Origin of the sequence: Arcobacter vandammei (genome assembly GCF_016106035.1) — a bacterium.
GTDB classification, from domain to species: domain Bacteria; phylum Campylobacterota; class Campylobacteria; order Campylobacterales; family Arcobacteraceae; genus Aliarcobacter; species Aliarcobacter vandammei.
In genome coordinates, this window is the sequence record NZ_JADKPZ010000029.1 from 1 (window position 1) to 9,562 (window position 9,562).

Annotated in this window: 14 protein-coding genes; 9 read left to right on the forward strand and 5 right to left on the reverse strand. The window is 25.7% G+C overall.

The annotated features are described in order from the left end of the window. Positions 1-105: 105 nt before the first annotated feature. Together IQC44_RS10990 and IQC44_RS10995 are read right to left on the reverse strand one after the other, a co-directional pair. Positions 106-498: a beta-ketoacyl-[acyl-carrier-protein] synthase family protein gene (locus IQC44_RS10990; RefSeq protein ID WP_198306407.1), complete on the reverse strand. Its 393-nt coding sequence runs from the start codon at positions 496-498 to the stop codon at positions 106-108. Then, positions 498-1,073 (reverse strand): hypothetical protein, encoded by a 576-nt coding sequence (locus tag IQC44_RS10995; protein WP_198306408.1) that lies wholly within the window; start codon positions 1,071-1,073, stop codon positions 498-500. Before IQC44_RS10995 ends, IQC44_RS10990 begins: the two co-directional genes overlap by 1 nt. Positions 1,074-1,290: 217 nt before the next feature. Here IQC44_RS10995 and istA point away from each other — a divergent pair, with 217 nt between their 5' ends. Both istA and istB read left to right on the forward strand, forming a co-directional pair. Then, positions 1,291-2,832, forward strand: a complete 1,542-nt coding sequence (gene istA / locus IQC44_RS11000; protein ID WP_228286339.1) for an IS21 family transposase — start codon at positions 1,291-1,293, stop codon at positions 2,830-2,832. A 56-nt stretch (positions 2,833-2,888) separates the two neighbouring features. After that, positions 2,889-3,647, forward strand: a complete 759-nt coding sequence (gene istB, locus IQC44_RS11005; RefSeq protein ID WP_198306410.1) for an IS21-like element helper ATPase IstB — start codon at positions 2,889-2,891, stop codon at positions 3,645-3,647. Between the two features lie 32 nt (positions 3,648-3,679). Here the strand turns inward: istB and IQC44_RS11010 are convergent, their stop codons facing one another. After that, positions 3,680-4,174, reverse strand: coding sequence for an aminomethyltransferase family protein (locus IQC44_RS11010; protein ID WP_198306411.1), 495 nt, complete (start codon positions 4,172-4,174; stop codon positions 3,680-3,682). A 170-nt stretch (positions 4,175-4,344) separates the two neighbouring features. On the opposite strand from IQC44_RS11010, the gene IQC44_RS11015 reads away from it, so the two are divergent. Genes IQC44_RS11015 through IQC44_RS11040 form a run of 6 tightly spaced genes read left to right on the forward strand, consistent with a single transcriptional unit; the run spans position 4,345 to position 8,182 of the window. Further along, positions 4,345-4,764 (forward strand): TerB family tellurite resistance protein, encoded by a 420-nt coding sequence (locus IQC44_RS11015; RefSeq protein WP_198306412.1) that lies wholly within the window; start codon positions 4,345-4,347, stop codon positions 4,762-4,764. Positions 4,765-4,778: 14 nt separating this feature from the next. Continuing rightward, on the forward strand, positions 4,779-4,979 hold the full coding sequence (locus IQC44_RS11020) for a hypothetical protein (protein WP_198306413.1): 201 nt from the start codon (positions 4,779-4,781) through the stop codon (positions 4,977-4,979). Further along, positions 4,972-5,181 carry a hypothetical protein gene (locus tag IQC44_RS11025; RefSeq protein WP_257120225.1) on the forward strand — a complete coding sequence of 70 codons (210 nt, stop codon included), beginning with the start codon at positions 4,972-4,974 and terminating at the stop codon, positions 5,179-5,181. Before IQC44_RS11020 ends, IQC44_RS11025 begins: the two co-directional genes overlap by 8 nt. 1 nt (position 5,182) lies before the next feature. Beyond that, positions 5,183-5,611: a prepilin-type N-terminal cleavage/methylation domain-containing protein gene (locus IQC44_RS11030; protein ID WP_420837849.1), complete on the forward strand. Its 429-nt coding sequence runs from the start codon at positions 5,183-5,185 to the stop codon at positions 5,609-5,611. Continuing rightward, positions 5,608-7,455: a primosomal protein N' gene (locus IQC44_RS11035; protein ID WP_198306415.1), complete on the forward strand. Its 1,848-nt coding sequence runs from the start codon at positions 5,608-5,610 to the stop codon at positions 7,453-7,455. The genes IQC44_RS11030 and IQC44_RS11035 overlap by 4 nt, the downstream gene beginning before the upstream one ends. A 37-nt stretch (positions 7,456-7,492) precedes the next feature. Further along, complete coding sequence (locus IQC44_RS11040; RefSeq protein ID WP_198306416.1) at positions 7,493-8,182, forward strand: tetrahydrodipicolinate N-succinyltransferase N-terminal domain-containing protein; 690 nt, start codon at positions 7,493-7,495, stop codon at positions 8,180-8,182. A 22-nt stretch (positions 8,183-8,204) separates the two neighbouring features. On the opposite strand, the gene IQC44_RS11045 is transcribed toward IQC44_RS11040, so the two are convergent. After that, positions 8,205-8,747: a hypothetical protein gene (locus tag IQC44_RS11045; RefSeq protein ID WP_198306417.1), complete on the reverse strand. Its 543-nt coding sequence runs from the start codon at positions 8,745-8,747 to the stop codon at positions 8,205-8,207. Between the two features lie 51 nt (positions 8,748-8,798). Beyond that, a complete protein-coding gene (locus IQC44_RS11050) occupies positions 8,799-8,987 on the reverse strand; it encodes a hypothetical protein (RefSeq protein ID WP_198306418.1) in 189 nt (62 codons plus the stop codon). A 153-nt stretch (positions 8,988-9,140) separates the two neighbouring features. Here IQC44_RS11050 and IQC44_RS11055 point away from each other — a divergent pair, with 153 nt between their 5' ends. Beyond that, positions 9,141-9,482, forward strand: coding sequence for a site-specific DNA-methyltransferase (locus tag IQC44_RS11055; RefSeq protein WP_198306419.1), 342 nt, complete (start codon positions 9,141-9,143; stop codon positions 9,480-9,482). The last annotated feature ends 80 nt before the right edge of the window (positions 9,483-9,562 follow it).

Consider the following 9,562-nt stretch of genomic DNA (forward strand, 5'->3'; position numbering starts at 1 on the left):
AATAAATGATAATAATTATAGTTTAAAAAGTGAAAATGTAGCATAAAGTAACTGGTGTTTAAAGGAATAAAGATTTAGAAAAAATTGTCTTGACATTTTGGGGTATTATAATTTTTTATTATTTAAATAGTCAATATAGAATTTCTCTAAAGAACGAGTTTCCAAAACACAAGTTCCACCAAAAATCCCAATTTTTTTATTTTTGTCATAACCCTTATTTTGTTTTAATTTCTCAAAAGCTTCTTCAAAAGCAATCATAGATAATAAAATAGAACGGTCAGTTTTTTTATTAATGTATGATTTGTTTTTAACTAGATTATATAGTTCTTCATCTGTGTAATTAATTTCAGAAACTTTTTTTAAAGGAGCATTTTCTTTTTTAAGATTGATGTGTTTTGGATAATCGATATTATTTTTTGATTGCATCAAATTAGCAAGAACCTCCTCACTATTCTTACCAATGCTACATATAATACCTTTGCTTAATATAGGATACATTATTCTATCTCTGTTGTAAAGCTTTTTGTTTCATAAAATGGTAATGAAACAGTTTGTAAAGATTTTGAATTTTCACAAATATTAAAAGTTAATCCTGGAAGAGCAAATTTATTGTCAATAAGAATATATCCTATGAATTTTTCTAAATGATAACTATAAGAGTAATATATGATATTACCTGTAATATCTCCATATTTTACATCTGTATTTATCATATTATTTGGAAGTTCATCACAAATAAATGCAACAGTAGATTTATTATATTTTGGATATAGCTCATTTAATTTATCATAATAAATATAATCATCTTTAGAAAAATCAATTAAATGTTTAAAACCAAATTCAAAACTATTTTTTATATAATTTTTTAGATTAAAAGATGTAAAGTTACCAAAATTTGATATTAATATATTATGAGTTTGAATAGAAATTTCTTTATAATCAAATTCACTTGATAATATTTTATTTTTGATTACTTTGTCTTTATCTGAAGAGACTAAAATTTTAAAGCCATAATCTCCTGTATAACCACCTCTTATTAGTAAGCCTTCTTTACCTTCAAACTCTAAATTCATAAAAGATAATAGAGTGCAAAAATCGGGCTGAACCGGACACTGATGTCGGAGTAAGACCGGACGCAAAAACGGAGTTCAACCGGACAGTAAAACGGTCTTAAGCCGGACACTAAAAGGTAAAAACCGATAATTAAGATTAAATTCAGCAAAAGAGATTTTCTAAATTTATATACTTCAAAATAATTAAATTTTTGGAGTAGAAATGAGGAAAATAAGAATGGAAAAGATTGCAGAAGCAATAAGACTGCATTTTAAATTAGATTTGTCAGTAAGACAAACCTCCAATGCTTTAAATATAGCAAGAAGCAGTGTTGGAGATTATTGTCAAAAGTTTAAATCTTTAAATTTAGATATAGATAATTTTCTAAAATTAAGTGTTGAAAAACAAGAAGAACTACTCTTCCCAAAAGCTTTGAATATTTCACAACTAGATAATAAAAAAGTACTTCCAGATTGCAATTACTTGCATAATGAATTAAAAAAACGTAAAAAAACTGGTGTAACTTTAGCTTTACTCCACGAGGAGTATAAGGAATCAAATCCTAATAGATATTATAGTTATACCCAATTTAGAGAACATTATAAAAGATATGTAAATACAATAAATCCTTCTATGAAACAAACTCATCTTGTTGGTGAAAAGATGTTTGTAGATTATAGTGGACTTACAGTTCCAATAATAAATAAAAAAACAGGTGAAATTGTAAAAGCACAAATATTTGTAGCAGTTCTTGGAGCGTCTGGATATACTTTTGTAGATGCTTCATATTCACAACAACAAAAAGATTTTATAAATTCCCATGTTAAAGCATATGAATTCTTTCAAGGATGCCCAAGAGTTGTGGTACCAGATAATTTAAAAAGTGCAGTAATTAGTAATAATAAAAAAGGAATTGTAATAAATGAAAGTTATGCTGCACTGGCTCGTTATTATAATATGGTAGTAGAACCAGCAAGACCATATAAACCTAAAGATAAAGCAAAAGCAGAACAAGGAGTTTTAGGAATACAAAGATGGATAATAGCAAGTTTGAGATATCAAAGATTTTTTTCAGTTGATGAATTGAATGATGCAATATCAATTTTATTAGATAAATATAATGCAAAAATTGTAAAAAAATTTAATAAAAGTAGATTAGAACTTTTTAATGAACTTGATCTGCCAAATTTACAAGCTCTTCCAAAACAAAGATACATTTATAAAGAGTATAAAGAAGCTACTGTAAATGTAGGATATCATGTAAGTTTAGATAAATGTGAATACTCAGTTCCATTTGAATATCTGTCAAAAAAAGTTCAACTAAGATATTCAAACTCATCTGTAGAAATTTATTATAAAGATAATTTAATAGCAACTCATCCCAAACTACACTTTGCAGGGTCAAATTCCACAAAAGTTGAACATATGCCAAAATCACATCAGTATCAATCTTTAAAAACAAATCCAGGAAGCTTCTTAAATTGGGCAAATAATATAGGAACAAATACAGTTTATTGGGTAAAAAAAGAGCTAAAGAGTGTCAAACATCCACCAAATGTTTATAATAAATTAAATGCTGTTTTATCTTTGTCAAAAATACATGGGAAAAAAGAGTTAGATTTAGCACTTCATTATGCATTGCAAAATAGTTTAAGTAAAACATCTTCAATAAAATCAATACTTGATAAAAAGTTGTATCTGCAAAAAGAACTTTCAGATACCCATTCATATGTAGTTGTAAATAATCATGAAAACCTGCGTGGGAATATTTATCATTAAATTCTCAATCTTGTGCTTATGCACTTTATAAATAAAAAATAAAAGGAAAAAACCAAATGAATAGCTCAACAGTAATAGATAAAATTAGTGACTTAAATTATAAAGGTTTCAAAGAAGCTTATATAAGACAAATGGAAGATGTAAATTATCATCAGTTAAGCTTTGATGAGAGATTGTATGATCTGCTTGATAGTGAATATATGTTTTTAAAAAATAAAAGAATATCTATGAATTTCAAACTTTCAAGAATAAAAGATAAACAAGCTGTTTTAGAAGAGTTAGATTATGATCCAAAAAGAAAACTAAATAAATCTTTGATACTTTCACTTGCTTCAATGAACTTTTTAAAAGCTAAACAAAATATTATTATAAATGGTAAAACTGGCTGTGGAAAATCTTTTTTAGCCCAAGCTTTGGGCAATAGAGCAATACATGAAGGATTTACAGTTTATTATATTAGAACTTCAACACTCTTAGAAGAGATTAAACTTTCAAGAATAGATGGTAGTTATACAAATTTAGTAAAAAGATTTGCAAGATATAAACTTTTAATCTTGGATGACTTTGGAGTGTCTCCAATATCAGTTGATGATGCAACAAATTTGTTTGAAATTATAGAAGTTAGATCTCAACTTAGTTCAACAATAATAACTTCACAACTTCCAGTTAAAGATTGGTATGGATATTTACAAAATAATACAGTTGCTGATGCAATTCTTGATAGAGTAGTACACTCATCTCATAGAATTGAAATTGAAGGTGACTCCTTAAGAGCAAAATACTCAAATTTAAATCAAAAATTTGAAGATAATTAATTCTACCGGACACATTGTGATATAATTATAGTCTAGAAAATCTCATTGCAAAAGTGTCCGGTACAACTCCGGCATTGCTGTCCGAATACTCCGATATATGCAAATAGAGGAAGCCCTATGTAGCTATCATCTACAAGTTGTGATAAAATTTTCCAAGAGTATGGTCCTGCAAGAATATAAATATTCATATCTAAAACCTCAAGTTCAATATCAAAATTATTTCGTTTCCCTTCAAAATAATTGATAATCTCTTCTTGTTTTTCTTTATTAACTATTAAATAATAGTATTCATCGTTATTTAATAGTGATACAAAATCTATTACATTTTGATTGTCATCAAGAATAACTGAATCTAAACTATTGTTCATTTGTAAATAAAGAACATTTTTTGAAATTACTAAATCTAAAAATTCTTGGGCATCCAAACCAGAAACTTTTATAACCAAATCATTATTACTTGAATCAACTAAAACAGCACCACTCCTTAACAAATCATACTCTTCTTTGTTTGCTAATATACACTCCATTAATAATCCTTTTTTTGAAATAAGATAGAAAGTAATGCTAGTAAATAAATAATTAAATGTAGATTAAATTTATTAATAAATAATATTAAAAATAATTTAACCAATTTATATTTAAAATTAGTAAAAAGATTATATAATATAAACAAATCAAAAAATTAGGAATTTATAATATGCTATTAATGAAACTTCAATCAAGAGAAAAATTTGCTTTTTTACAACTAGCACACTATTTAGCTAGAATTGACAATGATTTTGGGAAAAGTGAAGAAGAAATTATTAAAGAATATTGCGATGAAATGGGAATTGAAAATATAGACTCTTTTGATATAAAGAGTTTTAGTCTTGAAGACACTTTGAAAAATTTCAAAAGTGAAAGAAGCAAAAAAATTGTTCTTTTGGAGCTTATGATTTTAATTCATATTGATAGAAGTTTTAACATAAATGAGCAAATTTTAATAGATAAAATTTCACAAAATTTTGGGCTAGAGCTTGAAAATTTAGATGATTATTCACAATGGGGGAAATCTGTTGCAATGCTTTATGAAGTTGCAAAAGTTTTTATAGATGATAGAGATAGAAATATTGAATAATTTGGAAAAATCAGATGCATATAATAGATAATTTAGATAGTAAAATTGAAAAATTATTGTTTGAGTATGAGAAGTTAAAACTTGAGAATATTGCTTTGTTGCAAGAACTTGAAAAAATGAAAAATGAAAATGATGAACTTGTAAAAAATAACCAAGATATGATTTTGGCAATCAATAGTACCTTGGCATTGATTGGAGGGAAAAATAGTGAGTAAAGATATTACATTTCATATAAATAATTTAGCATACACTATAAATGTAGATGAAGAGCTGGAAAAAGAGCTTTGTAAATATCTTGATTTATCAAAAAATAACGATACAAAAGAGCTTTTAATAGCTTATTTGAATCTTAGTCAAGAGTTTAAACTCTTTAGAAAAAATATAGAAAAAATAACAGAAAAATTATCAGGATTTTAAAATAAAAGCTTTCTCATTACTCGAAATAATTATTGCTATTGTTGTTCTTGCTTTGATTACTACCTTTGCTATTCCAAAATTTAATAGTATAAATGAAAACTCAAATATTTTAACTTTAAAATCACAATATGCTTTAATTCAATCAGCAATTACAAGGGCAAAAAGTAGCGATATTTTGCTTCAGAATCAAAGAGCTATAGATTATTTGGATAGTGCAAAAATTAATACTGAAGATGAAGAGTTATTTAAAAATGTACTTGAAAAACCAATCATTGCTACAACTATAAATATTAAAAAATATGGACATTGGGCAAAAATATCAAATAAAAAATATCTATTTTTTACTCAAAATAAAACTTTTGAGTTTGTTTTTGAAAATAATAATTTTTCTTGTGTAAGTGATGAAACTTTTTGTAAAGAAATAGAATGAATTTTTATGAAGTTGCAATTCTAAAATCTCCTTTAGAAAATCTTACTTATCAAAGTGAACAAGATATAGAAATTGGCTCTTTAGTTGAAGTTATTTTAGCAAAAAGAAAAAACTCAAATCAAGCTGTTGTTATAAAAAAAGTAGAAAAACCAGAGTTTGATTGTAGTAATATTTTAAAAATTACAGATTTTTTTTATAGTTCTTTTATGCTTGAAATTGCAGATTTTATAGCAAAATATTATGTTTGTTCTTTAGGACAAAGTTTAACTATTTTTCAATTTTTTGATAAAAAGATAATTTTTGAAGATTTAAAAATAGAGTTTAAAAAAGAGATAACTTTATCAAGTTTACAAAAAGAAGCAAAAGATTTTTTAGATAGTAAAAAACAAGCTTTACTTTTTGCAAAAACAGGAGCTGGGAAAACAGAAATTTATATAAAATCTATAAAAGAGGCTCTATTAAGTGGTAAACAGGCTATATTTTTGATGCCAGAAATCTCTCTTACTCCTCAAATGCAAAAAAGATTAGAAGAAGTTTTTGGAGATATTGTTGCAATTTGGCACTCAAAAGTTGGAGCTAAAAAACGAAAAGAGATATTAAAAAATCTTCAAAAGGGAAAGATAAAACTAATTGCAGGAGCTAGATCTGCTCTTTTTTTGCCATATAATAATTTAGGTTTAATAATAGTTGATGAGGAACATGATGACTCTTATAAAAGTGATCAAACTCCAAGATATAATGCAAAAGATTTAAGTATTTTTATAGCAAAAAAATTTGATATAAAACTTATTTTAGGAAGTGCAACACCTTCAATTAATAGCTATTATAAAATGCCATATTTTGTGCTTGATAAAACATTTTATGAAACACAAAAGAGCTATATTTTTGAAAATTCTAGTCAAAAAATATCACAAAATACACTTAAAAAAATTGAAGATTCTATAAAAAATGCTAATCAAACAATAGTGTTTTTACCAACACGAGCAAATTTTAAGCATCAAATTTGTTTTGATTGTGGAAAAAGTGTTGAGTGTCCATTTTGTAGTGTTTCTATGAGTTTACATAAAAATGATTTAGCCTTAAAGTGCCACTATTGTGGATTTGCTCAAAAAATACCAGAATTTTGTCCATCTTGTAAAACTGGAATTATAAAAAATCATAGAGTTGGAACTGCTGAAATAGAAGAGCTTTTAAAACAAGAGTTTCCTTCAAATGTGATAAAAAGATTTGATACAGATATAGTAAAAAATGAGAAGATTTTAAAATCTATTTTACAAGAGTTTAATGACAATAAAATAGATGTTTTAGTTGGAACTCAAATGCTTTCAAAGGGGCATGATTATCATAATGTAAAACTTGCAATCGTTTTGGGAATTGATAGTTTATTAAATATGAACTCATATAAAGCTAGAGAAAAAGCTCTATCTTTGCTTATTCAAATTGCTGGAAGAAGTGGAAGAAATGGTTTTGGTGAAGTTATTATTGAAACACAAAATGAAGATTTTTTTAAACACTATTTAGAAGATGCAAGTTATTTAGATTTTTTAAATGATGAGTTGGAGTTTAGAAAAGATTTATATCCACCTTTTGTAAAATTAGCTCGTGTTGTTTTGTCCTCAACAAATGGATTAAAGGTAAAAGAAGAGTTAAGTGAAATTGTAAAATATCTAAAAACTGTTGATAATATCGAACTTGTAGGATTTGGTGAGTGTGCAATTTTTAAAATAGCAAACAAATATAGATATGAGATTTTAATTCGTTCAAAAAATTCAAAAGCACTTTTACAAACTTTACACTCTATAAAATCATCAAATGTTTTTGTTGATATGGATACTATTTATTAGATTTTTTGTACAATAAATTAAAGAAAAAGGAGAAAAAATGGTAAATACAAAAGAGGACTTTGAAAGATTAGTTGAAAATATAAAAGAGCAATCTTGGTATAGAAAACCACTTGCTTTTGCAATTGCAAGAGTTGATAAAGGAGTTTTAAAAAATCAAACTCTACAAGCTATTTATCCTACAATAAACTGGAATGAAAATGAAAAAAGTGCAGCTATTTTTCTTTCAGCTATAAAAGGAAGTTTTCCTAGTGCTGATTTCTCAAAAAGTGAAGCAGTTTTTCCTTTGAGTGATGATTTTTTAACTTTTTGTATAAAATGCTATAAGCCTTTTTATGAAGAAAAAGAGAAACACAAAAATCTTCAAGTAGTATCTACACTTGCTAGTTTGCCTATTGATAGCGGATTAAGTGCCGATGATTTTAGAGTTGTTTTTATTTTTGAAGATGAAAAACCACAAAGTGTTGAGAGTGCTTATTTGAAACTATATGCAAAACATAGCAAAAAAGTTGAAGATGTAAATCTTGATGATATTGAAAATCTTTTGGTAAATTGTGCGTGGATTGATAACAAGCCAATAGAGCTTGAGTGGTTAAGACAAAATGAAGTTTTACTAAAAATTGCAGATAAATATCCAAGAGTTGATTATGTAGGAAAATATGCAAGAGTATTGCAACATATTATTCCTTCTGATGATGAAACTTCTTGTAAAGCAATTTTACTAAAATAAATAGCAATTTTTTGCTATTTATTTAAAAAATCTCTACTTTTGCTTGTGCTATTTTTTGATAAATATTTAGGTTTTTCTTTAGTGGTAACCAGTTTACTAAAATGGTAGCCAGTGCTTCCCAAAGTGCAACCCAACCACCTATCATAATACTTTCTGATACAATTTTATATCCAATATTTTCGTGTTCTGAGAGTGAAAAAGATAAAAATACAAGCAAAAATCCAAGAATAAAAAATATAATAGAGTTTTTTAAACTCTCTTTCATACTCTTTTTTTCCAAAAAAATTAGATAGGAAAAGTACTCATTTATACTACTTTGTAGCCTTTTTACAGATTCAATAGTTGATTTTTCTTCAAAATTAAATTGTAAAATAAAAGGAGTATTTCCTATCTCATCAACACTTTCAAAAAGATACTCTTCAAGTTTATACTTTAAATCTTTTTTTATAAATGATGATTTTTTATCATAATCTTCATATAAGTCTTCAATTTTCGATGTGAAAATTTTGATTATTAAGTTTCCATTTTGGTCTTTGTCATAACGGTTTAAAATATAGTCTTTCATTTTTTCTCTTTTTTGGAATTTTTTGTATTTTACTATATATTGGTTTGAAATTTATTTTTTAATTTTAAACTTCTCTTCTAGTGCTTTTAACTCATCTGCATTTTCTTGAGCCTTTTTTACTGCTTCTTCAAAAGCTAATCCTTTTTGTATAAGTTCATAAAGTCTTGGTTTATCTTTTTTCCAATTTCTTAGTGTCATTGGAGTTACATTTAAAATTCCTGCTAAATCTCTCTGTGTCATTCTTAACCTTTTTATTAAAAATTAACCCAAAAAGATTGACAAATCAACAAGCAAACTATTTGCTCTTTAAAATATAAATATGCAAATAATTTGCTTTATTAAGTATTGATTAGATAATATTTAGCTCAAAAATGTAAAAAAGAGAAAAATATTATGCCTTTATCATTCAAGCAACATATAGAAAACCTATTTAAAAATTCAGATATTTTTAGTGATAGTGAAAAAAATCTAAATATTCCAAAAATCTTGGAAGCTATTGAAAAAATAGATATTGAACTAATAAAAATTTTAAAAAATGATGAAAAAGCAAAAAAATATTTTTTTACTCAAGTTGAAGATATTTTTGTATTAAATCAAAATAAGCTAATAGAGTTTTTCTCTTTAAATGACTATATGAAAAATGGCTCATATACAAGCTACACAAACAAAATAGGGCTTATAAAAAAAGATAGTTTTATCAAAAAATTTGGCTTAATGAAAAAAATGGGTTGCTGAAAACTTAAGCTAAGTTCGATACTATCGTTATTTAAAAAGGATTATTTACAATGAGTTGTAAAAAAGCACTAGAATTTGTC